This is a genomic window from Tetragenococcus solitarius NBRC 100494 (assembly GCF_001544195.1).
GTDB lineage: Bacteria > Bacillota > Bacilli > Lactobacillales > Enterococcaceae > Tetragenococcus > Tetragenococcus solitarius.
In genome coordinates this window covers 1-23,956 of sequence record NZ_BCPY01000022.1, presented here as the reverse complement: position 1 = coordinate 23,956, position 23,956 = coordinate 1, and the positions used below count along the sequence as shown (strand labels likewise).

Genomic DNA, 23,956 nt, shown 5'->3' with positions numbered 1-23,956 from the left:
ATGATCATTGCACCTTTAAAACGTTTAAAAAATAAAATGGGAAAATATTTTTTGCCTGTTTTGTTTTTACTCTTTTTTTTGATTACAAGTGGCATATTATATTCCAGTGTCCATCAAAAAGATACCAATTATAAAGAAGGACAAGTGGCAGAAGAAAGTATTCGCGCAAATAAAACCGTGGAAAATAGGCAGGCTACCGAACAAAAACAAGAGCTGGCTGCAGAAGCTGTCGTGCCTGAGTACACCTATCAGGAAGAAATTTCAAGCAAACAACATCAGTTAATTGAACAATTATTTGATATGGTGGATAATGTTCGACAAGATAGTGCAGAAGAAAACAGTGAACGTGAAAAAGAAGCTGATGACAGCGATTCTGTTGAAAAAGTGACCGAAGATGAGAAAATGGCTGCCATGAAAAAAGAACTAGAACAAGTGGATAGTGATAATTTGAATTTTTATCAGCAGATTCCATCTAGTTTTTATCGGATTGCCTTTGATTTAAGCCAAAATAATTTAGATCAAGTTAAAGAAGAAAGTTTAAATATTATTGATCAGAAGATGGCAGAACAAGTTCGTCAAGCCAATTTAAATACGGCCAGACAAGACGCTGAAGAACAAGTTGAAACGCTTGATTTGTCCAGTGAACAAAAAGAGGCCGTCTCTTATTTGGTTGATGAAGGAATTGTTGTCAATACCTTTTTAAATGAACAAAAAACAGATGAATTAAAAGAAGAAGCCAAAGATTCTGTACAGCCGGTGATGATTTATCAAGGCGAAGTCATCGTACGGGAAGGCTCGCAGATTGATTCTACAGCGATTCAAAAATTGAATGTATTAGGAATGACGGAAAAAAATCAATCTTTCTTTCCTTTTGTCGCTATTGTGCTTGTTTCACTGTTACAGATTCTCGTATTCATTTATTTTACTCATCCTGTAAAAGACAAAGATAAACGAGAAAATCAAGCGGTATTTTATGTCGTGGCAATGACACTGAGTCTTGTATTTATGAAGTTTTTCCAATTGTTTCAAACAGAGTCTGTCGCTTATATCCCGTTATTTTTCCCAGCGGCCTTTATACCACTGGTTTTAAACTTCTTTGTTAATCGGCGCTCTGGTATCTTAGCAGCCGCTTTCCAAGTCGTTTTGGCAACTTTTATTTTTTACGAAGCGGTCGGAACAAATGTGTTGTCTATTATTTTGATTACTTATATGTTTTCTGGATTAATGGGAACTTTATTACCAAGAAAACGTATTTCTCATCAAGGACAACAATCGGTATTGTGGATTGTCGTTTTTCCTTTCTTAATCAGCATTATTTTGCTGGTATTACAAGGAGTGGATTTTGCCGATAGTCAAACATGGATTGCTTTAGCATGTAGTTTGGCAGGAAGTGTTCTGTCGTTATTAATGGGTGTGGGTTTGTATCAATTTATTGAATTAATGGTGACTGATGATAGTGATATTGTTTTAAATGAGTTAAGTAATCCGAATCATCCTATGCTTAAAAAATTATTAGAAGAAGCTCCGGGGACTTATCATCATAGCATGATGGTAGCGAACCTAAGTGCAAATGCAGTCGCTGAAATTGGCGGCCGTTCGCTTCTAACTCGTGTTGCTTGCTATTATCACGATATAGGCAAGTTAAAACATGCCAATTTCTTTGTTGAAAATTTACCCCAAGGTGCTGAAAATCCGCATAATTTTTTATTACCAGAAGATAGTAAACAGATTATCTTTGGTCACGTTACAGACGGAGTAGCGCTATTAAAAAAAGAACAAATGCCGCAATTGGTAATCGATATTTGCCAACAGCATCATGGAACGACGTTGATGAAATTCTTTTATATGAAAGCAAAAGAACGTAATCCTGAAGTGACAGAGGAAGACTTTCGTTATCCAGGTCCTATTCCTCAAACAAAAGAGGCTGGGGTGGTAAGTATTGCAGATAGTTGCGAAGCAGCTGTACGTGCAATGGATGAGCCAACGAATGCTAAAATAAAAGAATTTGTTGCCAACTTAATTACTGATCGCATGCTTGATGGTCAGTTAGATGATGCACAACTAACCTTAAAAGAACTTAAAATCATACAAAGATCTCTGATTAATGGATTGTGCAGTACTTTCCACTCACGAATTAAATATCCTAAAATGGAATCTGAAGCTGAAAAAATGAAAGAAGAACAAGAAAGAAGTGGTCAATGATGGAAATCACTTTTATTGATGAAACAAAAAAAGTAACCGATGAAGAAATAAAAGATATTGAAAGCTTATTGCAATTTGCAGCGGATTATCTGCATTTGCCAGAAAATACGGAAATGTCAGTCACTTTTATGGACAATGACAAAATCCAAGTCATTAATCGCAAGTATCGTGGAAAAGATGCGCCAACTGATGTGATTAGTTTTGCGATAGAAGAAGGCGAAGACGAAACACCAATCTTTTTTGCAGAAGATGAACTAAATGATTTGCCTCATGAATTAGGTGACATCATGATCTCAACTCAAAGAGCTCAAGAACAAGCGGCAGAGTATGGGCATAGTTATGAACGTGAAGTTGGTTTTTTGGCTCTGCATGGATTCTTGCATATTAATGGCTATGATCATATGACAACTGAAGATGAAAAAGAGATGTTTGGTTTACAAAAGGAAATTTTAAATGCCTATGGACTCAAACGATAAAAAAAACAATGTGGGAAAAAGTAAAAATCTAATTCGCTCCGTCGAGTTTGCCATTACTGGCGTAAAAACAGTCTATAAAGATGAAAGAAATATACGTATTCATACGGTTTGCGCGATTTTAGTCATCTTTTTGGGACTTTTGTTGCGTCTTAATCGCTGGGAATGGCTCTGGATTGTCTTATGCATTTTTTTGACCTTGTTGATGGAAATTATTAACACCATTTTTGAAAATGTGGTAGATATGGTGACCGATAAACATTTTCATCCATTGGGGAAAAAAATCAAAGATGTTGCAGCAGCAGCGGTATTATTTACTGCTGTATTTTCTATCATTATAGGAGCAATCATCTTTTTACCTAAAATTTTTCAATTGATTATACACTAGAAAAGAGGAAAATAGTAAATGACAGAGCACAAATCTGGTTTTGTGGCTATCGTCGGACGGCCCAATGTAGGAAAATCGACTTTATTAAACCGGGTTGTAGGACAAAAAATTGCGATTATGAGTGATAAAGCACAAACAACACGCAATAAAATTCAAGGCGTCTACACCACAGAAGACATGCAGATTGTTTTCATCGATACGCCAGGAATTCACAAACCCAAACATCGTTTAGGCGACTATATGGTAAACGAAGCGTACAGTGCTTTACAAGAAGTCGAAGCAGTGTTATTTGTGGTTAGCGCTGACGAAAAAAGAGGAAAAGGCGATAATCTGATTATCGAACGTCTGCAAAAGCTTTCAGTACCAATTTTTTTGGTAGTAAATAAAGTTGATAAAGTTCACCCAGATGATTTATTAGGTGTCATTCAAGATTATTCGACGCAAATGGACTTTACTGAAGTTGTACCTATTTCTGCCATCCAAGGAAATAATTTTGAAAAATTGATGCAGCTGTTGGAAAAACAAGTGCCTGCTGGACCACAATACTTCCCTAAAGACCAAGTAACCGATCATCCAGAGTATTTTATTGTCTCTGAACTAGTTAGAGAAAAGGTGCTGCTTTTTACCCGAGAAGAAATTCCTCATTCAGTGGCGGTTGTCATAGATTCAATGCAGCGGGATGAAAATGACAAAATTCGCATTCAGGCGACAATTGTCGTTGAGCGTGATAGTCAAAAGGGAATTATCATTGGTAAAGCGGGTAAGATGCTTAAACAAATTGGTATTAAAGCTCGGCAAGATATGGAAAAAATGCTAGGAGATAAAGTTTATCTTGAATTGTGGGTAAAAGTACAAAAAGATTGGCGCGACAAGCAAAGAACCTTAGACGATTTTGGTTATAAAAAAGAAACATTTTAGCCTTTTATCAAAAGGAGATGGCGCGGCATGAATCAAGCGGAATCCAAAGGAATTATTTTATTTCGCAAAGATCACAAAGAAAAAGATATGTTGGTCAAGATTTTTACGGAGTCAAGCGGGAAATTGATGTTTTATGTTAAAGGCGCCCATCGTAAGAATAATCCATTAGCACCAGCTATCTTACCTTATACACAAGCGACTTATATTGGAAAATTTAATGAGAGTGGACTCTCCTTTTTAAACAGTGCGAAGTTTATCCATCCGTTTACTCACATTCAAGCAGACATTTTCACTGCAGGTTATGCCACTTATATTATGAATTTGGCAGATGCTGCAATTGAAGACAAGATCTATGATCCTCATCTCTATACGTTTTTGTTTCAAGCACTAGAGATGCTTGACCAAGGAATTGATGGCGAAATTTTAACCAATATTTTTGAAGTTCAGATTTTACAACGGTTTGGCGTGGCGATTAATTGGCAGGAATGCGCGATTTGCGGGAAGACACAAGGAAAGTTTGATTTTTCACCGAAATATAATGGCATCTTATGTCAGAACCATTGGGAACGTGATTTACGCCGCTATCATGCTGACCCGCGAGCGATTCACTTTATCCGCCTTTTTGCACAAATTTCTTATGATAATATTCATTCCATTGAGTTGAAAAAAGAAACAAAGCAATCAATCCGACAGATCATTGACCAAATTTATGAAGAGTACGTTGGCTTGAATTTAAAAAGTAAAAAATTTATCGACCAAATGCAAAAATGGGGCGATGTGTTAAAGCCGCGTTAAATGAAAATCTTTCAGAAAATTTTATTTTTTAATTGACAAATGACTACTTTTAGAACTATGATAGTGATAATAAAAATAGTGCGATGAACATTTAAAGGAAAAGAAAAACTTCTTTTAGCGAGCTTGGGAAGGTGTGAGCCAGGCAGAAGAACTTTTACCGTAGGCGATTGGGAGCACATCAAAAAAGCTGCCGATGAATCAATCGGAAGTAGGGTGGAACCGCGAGATATTCGTCCCTATATCTATACAAATGTTGTATAGGTATAGGGCTTTTTTATTGGCAAATTTGAAAGGAGCAATAAGATGGCAAAAAAATTAACAGTACAAGAAATGATTTTGCGTTTACAAAAATTTTGGTCTGATAATGGCTGTATGATTATGCAAGCTTATGATACAGAAAAAGGAGCAGGGACGATGAGTCCGTATACCTTTTTACGTGCGATTGGACCTGAATCCTGGAATGCTTGTTATGTAGAACCTTCCCGTCGACCAGCTGATGGTCGTTATGGAGAAAATCCGAATCGTTTATACCAACATCATCAGTTACAGGTGGTTATGAAACCATCGCCAGAAAACATTCAAGAGCTTTACTTAGAAAGTTTGCAACTTCTAGGGATTAATCCATTGGAGCATGATATTCGTTTTGTTGAAGATAATTGGGAAAATCCTTCATTAGGCTGTGCGGGTCTTGGCTGGGAAGTTTGGCTAGATGGGATGGAAATTACTCAGTTCACTTATTTCCAACAAGTGGGCGGACTCGCTTGCCATCCTGTGACTTCTGAACTTACCTATGGGCTGGAGCGTTTAGCTTCTTATATCCAAGAAGTTGACAATGTCTTTGATTTAGAATGGACGAGTGGCATTAAATATGGTGATATTTTCAAACAACCAGAGTATGAGCACTCACGTTATTCTTTTGATTTAAGCAATCAGGAAATGTTGTTAGACAATTTTGACAAATTTGAACGCGAAGCCAAACGTTGTATTGCTGAAGATTTAGTCCATCCTGCTTATGATTACATCTTAAAATGCAGCCATAATTTTAACTTACTAGACGCAAGAGGGGCCGTTTCTGTGACAGAAAGAGCCGGCTATTTAGCTCATATTCGTAATATGGCAAAGCAAGTTGCTAAATTATTTGTAAAAGAACGTAAAAAATTAGGCTATCCCTTATTGGATCGCGCACAAGCAGAAAAATTGTTGAAGGAGGAAGACTAAATGACAAAAAATTTACTAGTTGAAATTGGGTTAGAAGAGATGCCAGCTCATGTGGTCGACCCCAGTGTTGTACAATTTGAAGAAAAAACCAAACAATTTTTACAAGAAAACCATTTATCCTTTACTAGCATACATTCTTTTGCCACTCCTAGACGCTTGGCTGTTCAAGTCATTGATCTAGCAGAAAAACAGGCTGATACCAAAGAAGAAGTAAAAGGACCAGCTAAAAAGATTGCATTAGATGAGGATGGCAACTGGAGTAAAGCCGCACAAGGCTTTGTTCGGGGCCAAGGTTTGTCGACAGAAGATATTTATTTTAAACAAGTGAAAGATACAGAATATGCTTATGTTACGAAACAGACAATAGGTCAAAATGCTATCGACATTCTTCCTGGGTTAAAAGATGTCATTATGAACCTGACATTTCCCATTACTATGCACTGGAATAAATATGATTTTGAATATATTCGCCCGATTCGTTGGTTAGTTGCTTTATTAGGAGATCAAGTAGTACCATTTCAAATATTAGATGTTACTACAGATCGAATCACTTACGGGCATCGTTTTTTGGGAAGTTCCGTTGAATTAAAAAATGCGGATGATTACGAAGATAGATTACAAGAACAATTTGTCATTGCGGACCGCTTTAAACGGCAAGAAAGAATTTCCCAACAAATTCAATCGATTGCGGATAAATACCACTGGCAAATTGATATTGACCAAGACTTATTAGAGGAAGTCAATAACTTAATTGAATTTCCGACAGCATTTGTCGGCGACTTTTCTGAAAAGTATTTACGTTTGCCAGCTGAAGTGCTGATTACTTCGATGAAAGAACATCAACGTTACTTTGATGTCAAATCATCGGAGGGTCAATTACTGCCTCACTTTATTTCCGTTAGAAATGGGAACCAAGACAGAATCGAAAATGTTATAGAAGGAAACGAGAAAGTGTTAGTCGCGCGTTTAGAAGATGCCGAATTCTTTTATAATGAAGACCAAAAATTGTCTATTGAAGAATGCGTGGGAAAATTAAAAAATGTGGCTTTCCATGAAAAAATTGGTTCGATGTATGAAAAGATGCAACGTGTACAAGCCATGGCCAAAATTATTGGAGAACATGTGGGTTTATCTGAGACTGAATTAGCGGATTTACAACGTGCTGCACAAATTTATAAATTTGATTTGGTCACAAATATGGTCGATGAATTTCCTGAATTGCAAGGGATTATGGGAGAAAAATACGCTTTGTTAAAAGGCGAAAAACCTGCAGTAGCACAAGCCATTCGTGAACACTATATGCCCATTGCTAGTGAAGGACAGCTGCCAGCTTCTAACATTGGCGCAGTTTTAGCTATTGCGGATAAATTGGATAGTGTACTTTCTTTCTTTGCTGCTGGGTTAAAACCAAAAAGCTCCAGTGATCCTTACGCTTTAAGACGCCAAACATATGGTATTGTACGCATTTTGGCGGCTAAACATTGGTCATTTCCTTTTGTTGAATTACAACAAAAAATCGAAGAAACCATCAATCAAAACGAAGAATTCTATGGTGTTCACTTACAGGATAAAATGTCTGAAGTACGGTCTTTCTTAAAAGGTCGGTTACGTCAATTTCTATCTGCCCAAGACTATCGCTATGATATTATTGATGCTGTCCTCGATGCTGAACAAGAAGATATTCACCGTTTATTTGAAGCAGCCAATATACTAGGCAAGCATTTATATGATGAAGATTTTAAACCTTCAATTGAAGCTTTAACACGAGTGATGAATTTAGGGCAAAAAGACGAAAGTGAGAACGAAGTAGACCCTGCTTTGTTTGAAAATGAATCGGAACAAAAATTATATCAAGCAGTCAAAGAACTTGAAGAAAATTTTGCCCATCAAACAGTGGAAGAAAATTATCAAGCTTTGGTAAGTTTACGTCCATTGATTGAGGATTACTTTAATCAAACCATGGTAATGACAGAAGATGAAACCATTCGCAATAATCGCTTGGCTCAGTTAAGGAAAATTACACAAATGGCGATTGCTGTAGCAAGTCTGAACGATTTAGTAACAAAATAAGAGAAATAAAAATAAGCCGGAAAGTCAGTTTAAGTACCGATTTTTCCGGCTTATTTACTTATAACATATAAATAAGTTTTAATAAAAATGGAATATAAATTAAATATAGAAGAACAGAATAGCCTAAACTAGAAGCGGCGAATTCTTCATCTGCATGATAGTTACGGGCAAGTATAGGAATGGAATTTTGTACGGGCATCGCAGCTTGAATAATAAATACTTGGAGCATTAAAGTAGGGACTGCAATCCATTGCCCCAACAACCAGACAATAAGCGGAGAAAATACATAACGTCCTAGTAATACCCCGATAATATCTTTATTTAACTTCAGGTTTTTAATTCCGTGAAAATACACAATAATTCCTATTGCAAACATCGATAAAGGCGTAGTTAAATTGGCTAGATAGCCTCCAAAGTCGGCGATGAAACCAGGAACTTTAATATTTAATAACATCCAAATTAAACCGATAATAAACCCCATTAGTGCAGGAGAAAAAACCTTTTTTAGTGCCACAAGCGGATGGAAAGTCACCCTTGCCTCTTTGATATGCGGATCATCTTGAGCAATTAGAAAAACTCCTAAGGTCCAAAAAATCGAAGTATTAACAATATAGTATAATAAAACATAAGGGACAGCCTTTTCGCCAAAAATGGCTAGGTTGATTGGTAAACCAATAAAAATTGTATTGGAACAGGTAAATATGGTAGCAAAAGTGCCCCTACGAGTTCCTTTGACCTGAAAAAATCGCCGATAAAACAAACTAAAAAGTAATGTCAAAAGCATGGATAAGATGGGAATAATCATTCCCTTAAAAAGGGATAGAAATTCTTCTTTGGAAAAGCGATCGGTTATGGTCAAAAACATATTAAAAGGGAGTGCTAGATTTAACACCACCTTAGAAAATACATCGGCGGTACGGTTAGAAAACCATTGTTTATAGGACAAAACATAGCCGACAAACATTAATAAAAAGATCACCAAAATATTTAGATAAGCCTCTAACAACTTTTAACCTCCTTAAAAAAAGCGAAAAAGGAAGAGGTTCTTCCCATTTCGCTTTAACAATTCCTACTTTTTATGATGCTGTTGCTGTTTACCAGCATTTCTATTTCTGTTGTTGTTTCTATTTTTGTTTGTGTTCGCTGTTTTTGTAGCAGCACTTTGCTTGCTAGGCGTAACGTCCTTGCGTTCGGTAACGACTGTTTTAGGTGGATTTTCTTCCATCTCTTTGGCAATCTGTTTTTTGATTCGTGGTTTCATCAAAACATTTGTAATAAATGTTTGAATACAACCAATGATACCACCGACAACCCAATATAAAGTCACCCCAGCAGGTGAGGAAAGAGATACAAAGACAATCATCATTGGAGAAACAATCATCATACTGCGCATTTGCTTTTTCTGTTCATCGGGAATTCCGATCATCGAAATAAACGATTGCGCTACATAAGCTAAACCAGCAATTGCAACTAAAATTAAACTACGTTCGCCAAGATTCATTCCCAAAAAAGTAGAGGATTCAATTCCTGCAGTATAGCGAGTCGTAAAGAATAAGGCGGAGAAGATAGGCATTTGAATCAATAAAGGCAAACAGCCAATTCCGCCGAACATACTGACATTGTTTTCCTTATAGACATTCTGCATTTCTTTTTGCGCCTGCATTTGCTCTTCTTGTGTTGTTGCTTTTTTCATATTCGCTTGAGCAAGTTCAATTTGAGGCTTTAGGTACTGCATTTTTTCTGATTGGAACATTGACTTACGCGATTGGTTGATCATAAGCGGCATCAAGATAAACCGAATGATAATCGTTAAAACGATAATTGCCCAACCGAATCCTAACCCCCAGTTATCTGCCATATAGGTTAAAAAACTACCTAAAGGATTCACCAAAAATCGATAAATGAGACCATTAGGATCAGGAGAACCATCATCTAGACGTTTAACACAACCACTAAGTGTGATCAACATTGTGATAAGGCCAGAAGTCATTAGCCATTTTTTTATTTTACTCATGTGATTTTTTCCTTTTCTTTCCTTAATTTTGCACAAACTTAACTATACTAAAAATATCGCTTTTTTTCAATGTGCAATAACAAATTAAAGAGGAAAGCAAAGGAAATTTTAATTTGCTATAAACTTTTTACGTTCCTTGATTGAAGGATCATCTTCTACTTGAATATTTGAAACACTACCAGCAGGAGAAGGGGATTCTTTCACCCTCTGAATAAAGGTTTCCAGCGCATGATCTTCACCACAAGCTTCCATGGATACTGAGCCATCGTCTTCATTTCTGACAACGCCCGTGATTCCTAATTCGTCAGCGACCATTTTAGTCGAAAAGCGAAAACCTACACCTTGTACACGGCCTTCAACTCTAATACGGACTTTTCTCATGATGCATTCCTCCTCTTTTAACTCTATAATAGCTTTTTTTCAGTTATTGAACAAGTAAAGTAATTTTTATATGTTATAATATGGCTGAGGTGAAATCGTGAAAGAAATCCGGTCAGTAAAAAATAACAAAATAAAAGAACTAAGAAAACTGCAACAAAGAAAATACCGCAATCAAGCAGAAAGTTATCTGTTAGAAGGCTACCACTTAGTCGAAGAAGCGGTAAATGCTCATGCCGCTGTGCAAGAAGTCTATCTTGACGAACGTGGGTTACAGTTATGGCAAAACTGGGTTGAAGAACATCAATTGGATTATTATTTTTTTTCTGATGAAGTAATGAATGCTTTATCTGACTTGCCAACACCTCAAGGAATAGTTGCTTTGGTCAAAAAAGAAGAAGAAAAACCAGCTAACTTTTCAGGAAAATGGTTATTATTAGATAATGTACAAGATCCTGGAAATGTGGGAACTATCGTTCGTACGGCAGATGCAGCGGGTTTTGATGGTGTCTTTTTAGGCGCAGGCTCAGCGGATAGATATAGCAGCAAAGTCTTACGTAGTATGCAAGGCAGCCAGTTTCATTTACCCGTTTTAAGTGGGGATGTAAAAAAAGTGATTTCTGAAATAAAAAGAATAGGTAGTAAAGTCTACGGTACCCAATTAGATCCGGCAGCGTTGTCTTATAAACAAGTCGAAAAGCATTCTTCTTTTGCTCTGATTTTAGGTAATGAAGGACAAGGTGTCGATGAAGAAATTTTACAATTAACGGATCAAAATTTATATATCCCGATTTATGGTGCTGCTGAATCGCTTAATGTGGGGGTTGCAGCGGGAATTTTAATGTATGCTCTTATTTGAGATATTAAGGAACTTTTAAAATTAAGCGTTTTTCTTTTTCATAATTAGACTGTTGATGAAAACGTGTTATACTTAAAAGCGTAAGTATATAAAAGTCCAAAAAGGTGGCAATCAATTTATATGAAAATAACTTGGCAAGAAGATCCAGAATATGTATCATATATAGAAGATTTAATTCAAACAGAAGAAGTACAAAAATTAGGTGAGTTTGTCCAACATCGACATTCTACACGTTTAGAGCATTCGATTAGTGTTTCCTATAATAGTTATAAATTAGCGAAAAGAATTAATGGGGATGCAAAGGCTTGTGCTCGTGCTGGATTGCTGCATGACTTATTTTATTACGATTGGCGTACAACAAAGTTTGATGAAGGCACACATGCTTATGTTCATCCACGCATCGCTTGTAAAAACGCTGAAAAATTAACTGAATTAACCGATATGGAAAAAGATATCATTATTAAGCATATGTTTGGTGCAACGATTGCACCTCCACGCTATAAAGAAAGTTATATTGTGACGATGGTTGACAAGTATTGCGCGGTAAAAGAAGCAAGTCAACCAATGAGCGAACGAATTAAACATCGTTGGGCAACAACTTTTAGGAAAAAACAATCTGCCTAAAATGACAGTTTAAAAAAGGAAGGACAATTTATTGTCCTTCCTTTTTTATAAATATTGACTCAAAATTGTCGTTTATTTGAGTGAAACCCAAGGTAGCTGAATACAGCCTCTACTTTTGTCCGATGACTGGCTATCAGACAAAAGTTCAGCTGAGTAGTGTCTGATCGTTAGAAACGGGACATTAGTTTGTTTAACTAATGTCCCATTTGACCAGAAAAAAAGGATTTTTTTGCCTTTTTTTTACATACTGGACAAAAGAACGCAAAACTTATGTCTAGCTTCTTCCTATCGGACAAAAGTATAGTCAACTAATGTCCGATCATTAGAAATGGACTTATTGGATAGTTAAAAACAAAGTTGCCATCAAGACGAAGAGGGCGTAGTAAAAAATCGTTTATAAGACAAACATCTGTGACACAATAGCTGATAATAATAGCAATGTTGCTAATATACCAACAAAGGTAAAATGCAACTTACGTTTCATAGCAATGATAGCGATAAATTCGCGCAAAAAAGCATTTGGTAAATAATAAAATGCTGTTTTGGCTCCGATACCTTCGGCCTTTAAGTGAGCCATTTTAGCAAATATTCCCGCACGAAAAATATGATAATTATTGGATGAAAAAATGACCTTAGGATTTTTAACTTCTGATTGGTCAATAATTTCCTTTGAATATTTCATATTCTCAAAAGTAGTGGTTGAGTTGCTTTCGATTAAAATATCTTCTGCTTGAATCCCTCTTTGTAAAGCATATTCTTTCATCGCGACAGCTTCTGCCACTTTTTCATCAGGACCTTGACCGCCAGACATCACCAATTTTACTAAATGACGCGTATGTTTGCGTTGCTCGTAGTAGAAATCGATGGCACGCTTAATCCGGTTGGCAAGTAATGGTGAAACTTCTGCTCCATGAACTAATCCTGCGCCTAAAACGATAATGAAATCTTGGTCATAAGAAGGACGATTAAATTGATACAAGATTGAAGCACTAAGAAAATTTAAGAAGGTAAAGATAAAATAAGAAAAAATTACCGGTAAAATGGATAACAACAAACTTGCCCAATTAGGAAGCATCTTAGCGATCATTGAGTCATAAATCAGCCAGGCGGTCATTAAAATCGCTAGAATTAAAGTTAATAAGTTAGCTAGTGAATGTGATTCTCGTCTAATGACTACAAGAGCATTCCAGTAAAATAAAACCATTAGTCCTACAAAGCCAAACAAACCAACGATTGCAACGAAAATTCCAACTAAAAACAGCAAGGCAAAAACAATGACATCATAAGTGATAAAAAAATTATAAAGTAGATAAATGCCAAAAGTACCAATAAATAGATTAAAAAGGAAACCGTTTATTAATCGTGCTTTTTGTCGAGAATAAACGCTGGAAAAGAACACAAAAAAGAGGAGAGGTACAAGAAAAAAATAACTTTTATTCTGAGCCTCGATTACTCCTAAATAAAGAAATAAATAAAAAAATGAGCCGTAAGCCAACTTAAAAAAGAGGTCAGGCTTATTGCTTTTTTTATGCCATTTTATAAAAATAAATATAAGCAGTAGATAAGGGAATATAAACCACGGAATATGCCAAAAATTCATAAATTTCACTCCTTGTAGGCATAGTATAGCAAATTTTTTTAATAAATACTTTTAATATTCGCTCATTTGCAAAAAATTCGTTACAATAAAGTAGAACGAAAACAAAGGAGATGATAATTTGGAACTTGGAGAAGTTATCCAGACCACCAAACCAGCTTTTGTGGTTATTGGCAAAGAAGGGCAAGGACCCATAGAAGACAGTACAAATTGGGTATCTGAATTATGGAAAACAGTCTATCAAGATTTAGATGAATTAAATGAATACGTTGATAAAAAAGATCAAGAGGCTGATTTGTGGGGCTTAATGTCTGATAGTAAGCGCTGGTTAGAACCTTGGCAAGAACAAGGAAAATATCTAGCAGGAATTGAACTAGCTGCTAGTGTCCAACCCCCCGATGGTTGGCAACGTTGGGAAATGCCGGCCATGAAATACCTAGTTGTTAAAACTGATGCTCCTAATCTTGAAACAATGACTCAGAAGATGTTTGAAGAGATTTTACCAAAAGAACAACAAACTCTTGTAGGGGCTATTCAAGAACACTATCTACCAAAATTTGCAACAGGAGAGGTTGAACTATATTTTCCTGTTGAAATTTTATAAAATAGAATAATTCCAATAATAGGCTAAGAAGGTTGTTGAAAAATACGACCTTCTTTTTTGTTAAAAATTATAACCAAGGTCGAAAAGAGGCTAAAAAAAATAAGTAAGAGGATGAAAAAAACTAAACGATTTTATTATTTTTCAAGATAAAATCGTTTAGTCGTATGAATTTTTATTTAAAAGTTAACGACTGAAAAATCCTTTAATGTTACGCCAGGTTGTGGTAAAAATATTGGCTTTTTCGGTACCTTCACTTGTAATAATCGCACTGCTGGACTGCTTTTTCGCCTCTTTATTATCTAAGTAGCCTAGGTTGTCATCTGCAATCTCTGCCTGTACGGTGCCCACTTTTATTCCTGATTTGACGGGTGCTTGCACTTCCTCATTTTTTAATGAAGTTTTATAAGAGACATCTTCTGGTGTTTTGCCAGCTGGCAACCAGAGACTCATTTCCTCTTGAGCCACAACAGGAACTGTTTGTTGCTTTCCTTGAGGAACATCAACTGAAGTCATCCCTGGAATTGGATCATTTGCCTTTAATACAGTTTCCTTTTTCCAATGGTCAAAAGAGTAGTCCATTAATTTACTCGTTTCATCAAATCGAGCAAGTGGGTTTTCAACCTCGTCATGGTCTGTGGCATTCAAAACAACCGTGATGATTCTATTGCCGTCTTTTTCGATGGTACCGACAAAGCAAGCACCAGCTAATTCAGTGGTTCCTGTTTTTAAGCCATCGACATCTTCTTTTTCAGCAGGGAGTCCAGGCAACATTTTATTAAAGTTCTCCATGTCAAAAGACGTTGAAGTATCCGTTCCGAATTCTTTTTTAGGTATGCGACTGACTTCCAAAGTTTCAGGAAAATCTTGTAATAAGTTGCGTGTCACGATAGCTAAATCTTTAGCTGATAATTCATTCTCATCTTTTTTTGTAGTCCCAGGGTAAATGTTATCTCCTAAATATTCGTTAGATAGTCCTGTGCTATTGACAATTTTTGCGTCAACAATGCCCCAATCTTCCACTTGTTTACGCATTTGATCGACAAATTTTTCTTCTGAACCCGCTACTTTTTCAGCTAAAGCAATTGTTGCTGCGTTTGCTGATTGAATGACGGCTGCTTCAAATAATTCTTGGACGGTATAGTTTTCATCTTCAGACAAAGGTACGTTGGAAAGGTCAAGATTCTCACTTAATTTTGCGACGTCTTTTGAAATTGGCACTTCGTCATCCCAAGTAAGCTTACCATCTTGGACTTCTTTTTGTACCAGATATAAGCTGATTAATTTGGTAGTTGAAGCTATGCCCATTGGCTTGTCGCTATCTTGCTCATAAAGAATTTTACCTGTATCATAATCAACAGAAATGGCCGCTTTTGCTCTAATACTTAAATCTTCAGCTGAAACGCTGGTTGTCGTCAATAGAGAAAAAAGTAAAAAAATAATTCTCATGACAAAGGGAATAAAAGATTTTTTATTCATGAATGTGTCTCCTTTGGTTTAATCAAACAGATTTTACCAAAAGTTAGAGGAAGATTCAAACGAAAAAAGCTCAAAGTATCGACTTTAAGCTTTTTTCTTCGGCTTACTTTGATTCGTTTTCTTCCTGCAATAGTTGATAGCTTAGGAAAGAAAAAACAACTAGGACACCACTGAGTCCAAAAACTGATAACAAGGAGAGAATAGTTGGCAACATAATGCTTCCTTCTTTCGTTTAATTCTTTATTAAATTATAGCAAATCCTTCAGGACAACTAAGTAAATGTTTATCGGTTTTTTTACGTAGAAAGTGTGAAGATATGGTAAAATTTTGATAGCAGGTGATAAAATGAAATACGAACATATTCAACTGGCTTATTTTTTACAGAGAAAAAATCGTTTTGTAGCAAGTTGTCGTTTAAAAGAAACAAACGAAATTGTTGACGTTCATGTAAAAAATACGGGACGAGGAAAAGAAGTTCTTGTACCCGAAGCAACCGTTGCCTTGAATTTTTTACCAAGTAGTAAAAGAAAGACTGCTTACGATTTAGTTGCGGTAAAAAAGCAAGATCACTGGTATAATATAGATAGTAGTGCGCCCAATGAAGTGGTGTTTAATGCATTACTTGCGCAAACAATTGTTTTGCCAAAGTTACGTGGCAGGATAACTTTAGTTAAAAGAGAAGTATTATACGGAAAGTCGCGGATTGATTTTTATTTTGAAACGGACCAAGGGGAAAAAGGTTTGGTCGAAGTAAAGGGAATGACGCTAGAAAATAACCGTATTGGCGCCTTTCCTGATGCACCCACTACTCGCGGATTAAAACATGTTCGTGAATTAATTCAAGCCCAGAACAAAGGAGCCCATTGTTATGTGATTTTTGTCGCTCAGTTTGCCAATATAGACGTCGCAACGATTCATGAAGCGATGCAGCCTGAACTAAAAGAAACGGTCCAGACAGCAATGACACAGGGAGTTAGCTTTCTTTGTTACGCTTGTCAGGTAAGTGCAAGTCAACTTGAAATTGTAAAAGAAGTCCCCTTTGATTTGGAGGCTCCATTTATCGATCCACTTAAATAAAATATTATGGAAAGAAGGAATGACGATGATTCATTTAGGAATTATAGGCACCAATTGGATTACCCATCAATTTGTACAAGCAGCTCTTGCAACTGGAGAATATGAGTTAGCGGCTGTTTATTCTAGAAAAATGGCTAAAGCCGAAGAATTTGGTGAAAAATATGCAGGAAATCGGCATTACATGGATGATTTAACAGATTTTTTTGCTATAGAAGAGATGGATACCGTCTATATTGCTTCTCCTAATAGCCTGCATTTTGCCCAGGCCCAACAAGCGATTGCAGCAGGGAAAAATGTGATTGTTGAAAAACCAGCGTTTTCGACACCTAAAGAGATGGCAACGATCATTAAACAAGCCAATGAAAATCAAGTTTTCTTTTTTGAAGCAGCACGTAATATCCATGAAGAAAGTTTTAAAAAAATGAAGGAATTTTTGCCGACACCGAATCATATTATCGGAGCAAATTTCACTTACATGAAATATTCTTCGCGTTATGATTTAGTCTTGCAAGGAGAAGAGCCCAATATCTTTTCCCCCCATTTTTCTGCTGGTTCTTTGGCAGACTTAGGGGTTTATCTGCTTTATGCAGCGCTAGGCTGGTTTGGTCTTCCTAAAGAAGTTCATCATTTTGCTAAAAAAATTCAAACCGGCGTCGACGGTATGGGTATCATTATTTTACGCTATGAAAATTTTGATGTTACTTTACAGCATGGAAAAATTGGTGAAGCTCATTTGCCTTCAGAAATTTACTTCGATGATGGAACGCTTTGGCTTGATGCAGTCAATTCAATTAACCAAGCTTATTTGTACAAACACACAGAGAATGGTGCACCACTAGAAATTGAAGTGTCTGCTAAAGAAAATCCGATGATCGAAGAAGCCAGCGATTTTGCTAACGTCATTCAAAATCCTGAAAACACTGTTTATGGAGAAAAATATGAAGAATGGGTGGAATTAGCTCGTAATGTCAATCAGGTATTATATGAATTAAGAAAACAAGCAGGTGTGGTTTTTGACGCCGATCAAGAATAGAGGAAAAATATGGAAAAACAGTTTCTGCCGGAAGTTTGGCAACAACGAATAATATCAGAAGGATTTGAACAAGCATCTTTGATTCAAGAAAAAGTTTTTTCTGATTTATATCAAGGAAAAAGTCTTGTCGGTATCGCACCTACAGGTACCGGCAAGACGTTGGCTTATCTTTGGCCGACACTTTTAAAGGTGAAACCTAAACAAGGCAATCAATTATTGATTGTGACGCCTTCGCAAGAATTAGGCATACAAGTAGCTAACGTTGCAAGGCCTTGGGCAGCAGATTTAGACTTACATGTTCAAGCACTTATTGGCGGAGCAAATAAAAAAAGGCAGCTAGAAAAACTAAAAGCAAAGCCCGAAATACTTATCGGTACACCTGGTCGGTTGGTTGAGCTGATGAAAGAAAAAAAATTAAAAGCAGCGCATATTCAAATGGTTATTTTAGATGAAGTAGATCAGTTGCTGCAAAAAGAAGCCGTTGGTTTTATGGAGTCCATTCTAAAAAGTGTGCCTAAGACAAGTCAGTACGCTTTCTTTTCTGCAACAGGGGAAAAAGCTTTACCAGCGATCAAGCGTTTTGTTCAGAGTGATTTGCCTGTATTTGATGTGACTAAAGAAGAAGACAGCCATAAAAAAGTCACTCACTATTATTTAGTTTATCCTGCTAGGAAAAGAGTAGATGCCTTAAGAAGAATGGGAAATTTACCTGATTTTCAGGGATTGGTCTTTTTTAATGAAGTGCAGGATTTAGGAAGTGCAGAAGAAAAACTACAGTATCACCATTTGCCTGTGGCTAGTTTAGCTTCTGACCAATCGAAAATAATGCGCAAACAGGCATTAGAAAATTTCCGCCAGCAACAGCTAGTTGAATTGTTAACGACCGATGTCGCTTCTAGAGGCTTAGATATTGCAGATTTATACTATGTGATTAATGCGGAGGTACCGAATACAGCAGAAAGCTATTTGCACCGTGCCGGTCGTATTGGACGTATGGGAAAAAGCGGAGCTGTCGTTACTATTGTGCAAGAGCATACTTTGCCCCAGCTAAAAAAAATCACAAATCGTTTAAAACTATCCCTGCAAGAAATTTATTTATATGAAGGAACTCTAACCACTGAAAATCCAGAAGAACAACCCAAAACAACCCCTACAAAAACGAAAAAGAAATCGAAGAAGCCCAAAAAGAGTAAGAAAAAGCCAAAAAATAAAGGGAAACGTAATGGAAAGACTTCTTCTGGTAACCGTTAGACATCATTAGGAGGAGTTTCATGAATCCAAGAAAACAAGAAGTTTTACAACTAGTTCAACAGCATGCTACTGGACTAACAGCCAAGCAAATCGGCGAAATACTGCAGATGGATCGCAGTAATGTTAGCCGCTATCTAAATGAATTGGCAAAAAATGGGCAGGTAAATAAATCTTCTGGACGCCCTGTGGTTTATCAGCCTCAATTAGCTAAGGACATAAATTCTGAGGAAAAACTAGCAACAACCTTTCATTTTGACCGCTTAGTGGGAGCAGATGCTTCTTTAAAAGTCAGTATTCAACAAGCCAAAGCAGCGATGTTATATCCGCCTAGAGGATTACATACGATTATTTTTGGTCAAACAGGTACAGGAAAAACCATGTTTGCAGAATGTATGTACCAGTTTGCTGTACAAGCCGAAGCTTTACCCAAAGATGCGCCTTTTATCTCTTTTAATTGTGCAGATTACGCGCAAAATCCACAGTTGTTGTTTGGACATATTTTTGGTGTAAAAAAAGGAGCCTATACCGGAGCAGAGACCAATCAAACAGGCCTTTTAGCTGAGGCAGATGACGGTATCTTATTTTTAGACGAAATTCATCGCCTGCCGCCTGAAGGCCAAGAGATGTTGTTTAGCTTTATCGACAAGGGAGTTTATCGTCCCTTAGGGGAAAGTAGCCAAACTTATGAAGCGTCTGTTCAGATAATAGGAGCAACTACCGAAACCTCAGATGCTTTTTTAGACACTTTTAACCGCAGGATTCCTATGTCGATTACCCTGCCTGATTTAGCTGCGCGTTCTTTAGATGAACGCTATGAAATCATCTCGCTTTTTGTTAAACAAGAGGCCAATCGGTTAAATCAACCAATTAAAGTGGAAAAAGACGCTCTTTTAGCTTTTATGTTATATGATGCCAAAGCCAATATCGGACAAGTGAAACGTGACTTAAAATTAGTTTGCGCAAAGTCGTTTTTACATTATAGGACGCGCGAACAAAACGTTTTATTAATTCGTAAAAAAGATTGTCCTCTACAAGTACAAAAAGGGATGCTTAAAGTAAAAGAAATGTCAGAGCGACTCGAACCTTTCCTTGAAGGAAAAGGAGATTATCTGACTTTTGAGCCTCAAGGAAGCGAAGTTAGCTGGACACAAGATTTAGATCCCAATATGGAAGTCTATCAAGAAATTGAAGACAAGTTAGCTTCTTTAAATCAAATGGGTGTGGACCATACGAACTTGGAAAAAGTTATTTCTAAAGATGTAGAGGCTTATTTTGAAAGCTATGTGGAAGAATTAGCCCAGACATCTACTCAAAGAGGGATGATTGCGGCCAATATATGGGATTTGACCAATCGCTTGTATGACGTAGCGGAAAAGCGGCTAGATCGTAGTTATAATGAAAAAGCGCGCTTTGCCTTTGCCCTACATTTACAATTGACCTTAGATCGTATTCGTAAAGGGGAGACTATCGTTCACCCTGATTTGAACCGAGTCAGAAAAACATTAAAAAACGAGTTTCAAGTAGCATTAGATTTATCTACAGAGATTGAAGAAGAACTGCAAGTAGAGATTCCTTTTGATGAAATTGGTTTTGTCAGTATGTTTCTTTCCATTCAATTGGGGCAAGAAGAACAGCTCCCTCAAAATAAAGTAGGAGTGGTGGTCTTGATGCACGGAAACTCGACAGCTTCGAGTATTTTGTCGGCTGCTCAAGAGTTGTTAGGTACAGATAGTGGGACAGCCATGGATATGCCGCTTGATACAGTCGTGAATCAAATGTATCAAAAACTGTTGAACTACGTTTTAGAAAATAAAGCAAACTTTCTAAATGGATTAATATTATTAACAGATATGGGGTCATTAAATTCATTTGCAATACTACTTTATGAAGAAACAGGAATTCGTACCAAAGCGATTTCAATGACGAGTACAATGATTGTCATTGAAGCCCTACGAATGTCAGAAGCAGGGCGCAGCTTAGAAGATATTTACCAGAATATCCAAACCTCTTTTGAAACGATTGTGCGCGAACAATTTCAAGTAGAACATGAAGATAAAGCGAATAAAAGAGCCATCGTTGTAACCTGTTTTACCGGAGAAGGTGTGGCAGCTAAGTTATACGAACGTATTGCTGCTATTGTCGATCAATCAAAAGTTGAAGTGATTCAGATGCAATTTATTGAAAGAGAAACTTTTAAAAAGCATATCGATAATCTTTTGGAAGAATATGAAATTAAAGCCATTGCAGGTACAGTGGAAGTTGAATATCAAAATATTCCTTTCTTTTCTGCCTATGATGTTTTTGACGACCAGAAGTTAAAGGTGCTTAAGAGTATTGTCAAAGATGAGATTCCTGCAGAAACAATTGTCAACTCACTGGATGGAACGATTACTCACGCTGGTTCGTTGCCTGTTTTAGTTGAAACACTAAAATCGCTCGTTCAGCAAGTACAATCACAATTACATATCATTTTAGAGCCAAGTGTGGAAGCAGGATTAGTGATTCATCTAGCCTTTTTAATCGAAGCTTTACGAACAACAGGGATAGATAGGCAATTCAATGATTTATCTTCTTTTCAAAAGAAATATCGTTTAGAAACGGATATCCTAAAAACGTCATTTATTTCGATTGAAAAAAACTATGATATTCGGATTCCTGATGACGAAATTGCATACTTAACAGAGGCGTTTATTAAAAACCAGATCGATACGCCCTTTAAGCTTTACACACAAAATTAGTGTGTAAAATTTAAATTTAGTGTGTAAGATAAAAGATATAGACCAAAACCTTGTGTTACTGAGGATTTGGTCTTATTTATTTTGGCATGCTTTTTGCTTTTAAATAAGTGTAAATACAAAAATGAAGGAGAGAAAATCATGGCTAAAAAAACCATTATGTTAGTTTGTTCGGCAGGAATGAGTACCAGTTTGTTAGTAACAAAAATGCAAAAAGCAGCAGAAGATAAAGGGGTAGACGCTGAAATCTTTGCTTGTTCTTCTTCTGAAGCAGACCAAAATTTAGAGAATAAACCTGTGGACGTGTTATTGTTAGGCCCACAAGTGCGTTTTATGAAGGGGGATTTTGAAAAACGCTTAGCACCAAAAAATATTCCCCTAGATGTCATCAATATGTCGGATTATGGCATGATGAACGGCGAAAATGTATTACAACAAGCACAAAATTTGATGGCATGACAACTATGAAAAAAAGATCAGGGAGAGAAATAGAAATCTACTCCCTATGATTAGAAAGATAGGGAGTAAAAATTACTTTTGTTCCCTGAGAATGAAAAGACAGGGAATGAATTGCTAAAAGACTCCCTAAAATTGCCGGAAAACGAGGACTTTTAAAAAAAATAGAAAGAAAAATGTTAAAGATAGGGATAGAATTTTAAATTTACTCCCTGAGAATGAAAAGATGGGGGTTAAATTGAAGATTCATTCCCTATGATTAACAAGACAGGGAGTAAAAACTACTTTTGCTCTCTGAAAAATATGAGGAGGAATTAGGTATGGACGAGCAAGAAAATTTAGAAGCAGTGATAGGATTGATTATGTATGGCGGCAATGCCAAAAGTGATGCAATGGAAGCCATCGCAGCAGCTAAAAAAGGGGACTTTGATTTAGCAGAGCAAAAACTAAAAGATGCTGATGAATCATTAAATCAGGCCCATCAGTCGCAAACAAATATGCTGGCAGAAGAAGCTCAAGGAAAACACATGGATATAACTTTACTTACTGTGCATTCCCAGGACCACTTAATGACAGCTATTGCTTTTAAAGATTTGGCGACGGAAATTATTGATTTATATCGTCGTTTAGACGAAAAATAAACCCTAGTTTTGTAGGAGGAAAAAATGGATACATTTGTACGTTTTATGGAAGAAAAATTTGTACCAGTGGCTTCAAAAATTGGTGCACAAAGACATTTAGTTGCTATTCGTGATGCATTTATGGTCACGATGCCATTATTAATTCTCGGTGGTTTAGCCACCATGATTAATAATTTACCTATTCCTGGTTTCCAAGAATTGATGAATTCAATTTTTGCTAATGAATCTTGGAAGGGCGTAGGTGATTCCGTTTGGGGTGGAACGTTTGCAGTATTATCTGTAATGATTGCTTATTTAGTGGCCAGTAATTTGGCCAAGGATTATGGCAAGGATCCAGTGTCAACGGGAATCGTTTCTTTAGCTTCGTTCTTTACGGTCGGCGGAGCCACAGGTATGGATACTACAGGTTTGTTTGTCGCAATTATTGTAGCGATTCTTTCAACAGAAGTGTTTGTTCGTTTAATCGGAAATGACAAATTAGTCACTAAAACTTGAAACCTACTTTTCGATACGTATCCCTTGGTATACCAAGGATCTCATGCACAAAATTAACTTCAACCTGCTTGCTTGAGCTGTTTTTGTATAGAGGAAGGTAGTTTTTCAAGGAACTGTTCGATAATGTTATTTAATACGGCTTCATCCAAAACATATTCATCCGCAAAAGCTTCTTGGAATAAAACGAGTAATTGCAGAATGGCTTCCGATACAGAAAGCTCGGAAAGCTCATCAATGAGAAGATAAAATAACTCGCCAAGCGTTCGGTCGTCTTTACTTTCACGTTCTTGCACCGCTAGGATCATATAACCGATAGCTACCAGTGTCGTATGCGCAAAGATCCCGTCATAAGAAATCCCTTGGTACTTGGCTAATTTTAAGTATTGTTTGCACATCTTGAAGTAGACTTCCACCGACCAGCGTCTAGCATAGAGCTGAATGATCTCGTCTTCGGTCAGATCGATATCGGTCGAAGCTAAGACCAAATAGTCGTTTCGTTTATTGCGATTGCGAATATATACCAACTTAATGGGAAGGATTTTCCCTTCTACGACAGCTTCTACTTGGACACTCAAAAGATAGCGAGAACGACCGCGGCGCTTTTTATTTCGTTTGAAGATTTCTTTGACATCCATCTTTTGGCCTTGATAAT

21 protein-coding genes and 2 pseudogenes are annotated in these 23,956 nt (G+C 36.7%); 17 read left to right on the top strand and 6 right to left on the bottom strand.

Annotated elements, in window-relative coordinates:
• The 7 genes from TS1_RS07505 (at nucleotide 1) to glyS (ending at nucleotide 8,064) form a co-directional block, all read left to right on the top strand.
• Nucleotides 1–2,202 (top strand): HD family phosphohydrolase, encoded by a 2,202-nt coding sequence (locus tag TS1_RS07505; protein WP_068709404.1) that lies wholly within the window; start codon nucleotides 1–3, stop codon nucleotides 2,200–2,202.
• Entirely contained in the window at nucleotides 2,202–2,678 is a 477-nt protein-coding gene (gene ybeY / locus TS1_RS07500) for an rRNA maturation RNase YbeY (protein ID WP_068709402.1), read from the top strand. The genes TS1_RS07505 and ybeY overlap by 1 nt, the downstream gene beginning before the upstream one ends.
• The gene (locus tag TS1_RS07495) at nucleotides 2,656–3,063 is read left to right on the top strand and encodes a diacylglycerol kinase family protein (RefSeq protein ID WP_068709400.1); all 408 of its coding nucleotides are present in this window, start codon (nucleotides 2,656–2,658) and stop codon (nucleotides 3,061–3,063) included. Before ybeY ends, TS1_RS07495 begins: the two co-directional genes overlap by 23 nt.
• A gap of 18 nt (nucleotides 3,064–3,081) precedes the next feature.
• Nucleotides 3,082–3,981 (top strand): GTPase Era, encoded by a 900-nt coding sequence (era, locus tag TS1_RS07490; protein ID WP_068709398.1) that lies wholly within the window; start codon nucleotides 3,082–3,084, stop codon nucleotides 3,979–3,981.
• Nucleotides 3,982–4,008: 27 nt separating this feature from the next.
• Nucleotides 4,009–4,776 carry a DNA repair protein RecO gene (gene recO / locus TS1_RS07485; protein ID WP_068709391.1) on the top strand — a complete coding sequence of 256 codons (768 nt, stop codon included), beginning with the start codon at nucleotides 4,009–4,011 and terminating at the stop codon, nucleotides 4,774–4,776.
• A gap of 303 nt (nucleotides 4,777–5,079) precedes the next feature.
• Nucleotides 5,080–5,994 carry a glycine--tRNA ligase subunit alpha gene (gene glyQ / locus TS1_RS07480; protein WP_068709389.1) on the top strand — a complete coding sequence of 305 codons (915 nt, stop codon included), beginning with the start codon at nucleotides 5,080–5,082 and terminating at the stop codon, nucleotides 5,992–5,994.
• Nucleotides 5,995–8,064: a glycine--tRNA ligase subunit beta gene (gene glyS, locus TS1_RS07475; RefSeq protein WP_068709388.1), complete on the top strand. Its 2,070-nt coding sequence runs from the start codon at nucleotides 5,995–5,997 to the stop codon at nucleotides 8,062–8,064.
• A gap of 58 nt (nucleotides 8,065–8,122) precedes the next feature.
• Here glyS and TS1_RS07470 read toward each other — a convergent pair whose 3' ends face one another.
• The 3 genes from TS1_RS07470 to TS1_RS07460 form a co-directional block, all read right to left on the bottom strand.
• Nucleotides 8,123–9,070 carry an AEC family transporter gene (locus TS1_RS07470; protein WP_068709386.1) on the bottom strand — a complete coding sequence of 316 codons (948 nt, stop codon included), beginning with the start codon at nucleotides 9,068–9,070 and terminating at the stop codon, nucleotides 8,123–8,125.
• Nucleotides 9,071–9,133: 63 nt separating this feature from the next.
• Nucleotides 9,134–10,078 (bottom strand): membrane protein insertase YidC, encoded by a 945-nt coding sequence (gene yidC / locus TS1_RS07465; protein ID WP_068709384.1) that lies wholly within the window; start codon nucleotides 10,076–10,078, stop codon nucleotides 9,134–9,136.
• Nucleotides 10,079–10,186: 108 nt separating this feature from the next.
• Entirely contained in the window at nucleotides 10,187–10,459 is a 273-nt protein-coding gene (locus TS1_RS07460; protein WP_068709382.1) for an acylphosphatase, read from the bottom strand.
• 97 nt (nucleotides 10,460–10,556) lie between these two features.
• On the opposite strand from TS1_RS07460, the gene TS1_RS07455 reads away from it, so the two are divergent.
• Together TS1_RS07455 and TS1_RS07450 are read left to right on the top strand one after the other, a co-directional pair.
• Nucleotides 10,557–11,315, top strand: a complete 759-nt coding sequence (locus TS1_RS07455) for a TrmH family RNA methyltransferase (protein WP_068709380.1) — start codon at nucleotides 10,557–10,559, stop codon at nucleotides 11,313–11,315.
• Between the two features lie 120 nt (nucleotides 11,316–11,435).
• A complete protein-coding gene (locus tag TS1_RS07450) occupies nucleotides 11,436–11,939 on the top strand; it encodes an HD domain-containing protein (RefSeq protein WP_068709378.1) in 504 nt (167 codons plus the stop codon).
• A 394-nt stretch (nucleotides 11,940–12,333) separates the two neighbouring features.
• Here TS1_RS07450 and TS1_RS07445 read toward each other — a convergent pair whose 3' ends face one another.
• On the bottom strand, nucleotides 12,334–13,539 hold the full coding sequence (locus tag TS1_RS07445; protein ID WP_068709376.1) for a YdcF family protein: 1,206 nt from the start codon (nucleotides 13,537–13,539) through the stop codon (nucleotides 12,334–12,336).
• A gap of 118 nt (nucleotides 13,540–13,657) precedes the next feature.
• Between TS1_RS07445 and TS1_RS07440 the strand changes: the two genes are divergently transcribed.
• Nucleotides 13,658–14,140 carry a GyrI-like domain-containing protein gene (locus TS1_RS07440; protein ID WP_068709374.1) on the top strand — a complete coding sequence of 161 codons (483 nt, stop codon included), beginning with the start codon at nucleotides 13,658–13,660 and terminating at the stop codon, nucleotides 14,138–14,140.
• A gap of 183 nt (nucleotides 14,141–14,323) precedes the next feature.
• Here TS1_RS07440 and TS1_RS07435 read toward each other — a convergent pair whose 3' ends face one another.
• Entirely contained in the window at nucleotides 14,324–15,616 is a 1,293-nt protein-coding gene (locus TS1_RS07435; protein WP_068709372.1) for a serine hydrolase, read from the bottom strand.
• 345 nt (nucleotides 15,617–15,961) lie between these two features.
• Here TS1_RS07435 and sfsA point away from each other — a divergent pair, with 345 nt between their 5' ends.
• The 7 genes and pseudogenes from sfsA to TS1_RS07400 all read left to right on the top strand — a co-directional run.
• Entirely contained in the window at nucleotides 15,962–16,693 is a 732-nt protein-coding gene (gene sfsA, locus TS1_RS07430; protein ID WP_068709370.1) for a DNA/RNA nuclease SfsA, read from the top strand.
• Nucleotides 16,694–16,718: 25 nt separating this feature from the next.
• A complete protein-coding gene (locus TS1_RS07425; protein ID WP_068709368.1) occupies nucleotides 16,719–17,726 on the top strand; it encodes a Gfo/Idh/MocA family protein in 1,008 nt (335 codons plus the stop codon).
• Nucleotides 17,727–17,735: 9 nt separating this feature from the next.
• Nucleotides 17,736–18,977, top strand: coding sequence for a DEAD/DEAH box helicase (locus TS1_RS07420; protein WP_068709366.1), 1,242 nt, complete (start codon nucleotides 17,736–17,738; stop codon nucleotides 18,975–18,977).
• Between the two features lie 20 nt (nucleotides 18,978–18,997).
• Nucleotides 18,998–21,715: a sigma 54-interacting transcriptional regulator gene (locus TS1_RS07415; RefSeq protein ID WP_068709364.1), complete on the top strand. Its 2,718-nt coding sequence runs from the start codon at nucleotides 18,998–19,000 to the stop codon at nucleotides 21,713–21,715.
• A 138-nt stretch (nucleotides 21,716–21,853) separates the two neighbouring features.
• Complete coding sequence (locus TS1_RS07410; protein ID WP_068709362.1) at nucleotides 21,854–22,171, top strand: PTS sugar transporter subunit IIB; 318 nt, start codon at nucleotides 21,854–21,856, stop codon at nucleotides 22,169–22,171.
• Between the two features lie 317 nt (nucleotides 22,172–22,488).
• Complete coding sequence (locus TS1_RS07405) at nucleotides 22,489–22,809, top strand: PTS lactose/cellobiose transporter subunit IIA (protein WP_068709360.1); 321 nt, start codon at nucleotides 22,489–22,491, stop codon at nucleotides 22,807–22,809.
• 24 nt (nucleotides 22,810–22,833) lie between these two features.
• Nucleotides 22,834–23,298, top strand: a pseudogene (locus TS1_RS07400) (PTS transporter subunit EIIC); the annotation flags it as partial.
• 65 nt (nucleotides 23,299–23,363) lie between these two features.
• Here TS1_RS07400 and TS1_RS07395 read toward each other — a convergent pair.
• Nucleotides 23,364–23,956: pseudogene (locus TS1_RS07395) on the bottom strand (IS4-like element ISTeha4 family transposase); the annotation flags it as partial.